The sequence below is a fragment of the Micromonospora marincola genome (assembly GCF_056150385.1).
The window spans coordinates 1-1,292 of the sequence record NZ_JAXCFT010000050.1; the positions used below are offsets into that span (position 1 = coordinate 1).

Here is a 1,292-nt window from a genome sequence, read left to right on the forward strand (position 1 = left end):
TGCCGAGATGCCGAGATGGTTCAGCGGGGTTTCGGCTCACTCCTCGCGGTGTTCGATCCAGTAGATGGCGCGGCCTCGTTCGTTGGTGCCGGCGCGCAGGACGTAGTTGCCGCGGTAGCGCCCTTCCTGGCCGGTCAGGAGACGGCCGAGTTGCAGCGGGTTGGGCAGCCTTCCTGAGCTGGTGGTGATGAACTGGCCGTCCCACGGGTCGTTGATGTCGCTGCCGAAGTGCGCGGGTTCGGCGTCGCGACGTAGCTCGGCAGCGGTCATGCGCCGGTCGCCGTGGCGTTCGTGCCAGGTGGAGAGGAACGCTCCCCACCGTTGTTCGTCTTGGTCGATCTCGCGCACGGCGGCGGCGTTGGTCAGGAAGCCGTCGATGTCGTGGTGGGCGAGGAACCCGCCGAGGTACTGCGCCCACGGGGTGAACTGCCGCATCGTCACCCCGGTCACGCGGGGTGCTCCTTGTCGGGTCCAGTCGAGCACCAGCACCAGGAGGTGCCACAGGACGATCAGTTGGTTGGCTGGGACGGTGATCCACTGGTCGAGGTGGGGGATGCCGAAGGTGCTTTGGTCGCGTAGTTCGGGGCGGGGCATGTTCGGGTCGAGGTGCACTCGCACGGTGCGGGAGGCCATGTCTCCACCGACCTGGAGGTTGTTGCCGGTGGCCATCCACAGCCGGTCGTTGGCGGTGGCGATGTTGCGGGACGCGCCCAACTGCCGGTCGGACCACACGCCGGTGGTGACGAGTTGCGCGAGCACGGCGGAGTCGATGACGGTGCCCTCGGCGAGGTTGTCCCAGATGACCACGCCGACCTGTTCGGCGAACACGGCGGTGATGGACTTGCGCAACTCTTCGTCGGAGTAGGCCCAGGGCATGACGCGCTGGCCGTAGAGCATGCCGGGGCCGGCGGTGAGGATCGTCTTGCCGGATGAGGGCATGGTGGCGTCGATCAGCGCGAACGGGGTCAGGGAGCGGGTGAAGTGCCGCAGGATCGGCGTGGCCAACAGGGCGATGTAGTTCGCCCGATCCGCTGCGGACGCCCAGGGGAAGTCGCGCAGGAACCGGCCGAGCAGAAACCGCCGAGCCTCTGCCACCTGCTCCGCGGTGGGCGCGTCCGGCACGGGCGGCAGCGCGACCCTGGAGGCGAGGTAGAAGCCGGTCGCCGGGTCGTAGCCCGGCTGTTGCAGCAGGGTGCCGTCACGGCGCAGCACTGGGGCACCGATGACCCCGCGCAGTCCGGGTACGCCCGGCCACGTCTTGCCGGCCAGCACGGACGACAGCACCTCCCGGG

General features: G+C 69.0%; 1 protein-coding gene. It reads right to left on the reverse strand.

Annotated elements, in window-relative coordinates; genetic code table 11:
- Positions 1-36 precede the first annotated feature (36 nt).
- On the reverse strand, positions 37-1,292 hold a 1,256-nt coding region (locus tag SM450_RS30995; protein WP_474623322.1), incomplete at its 5' end, for a hypothetical protein.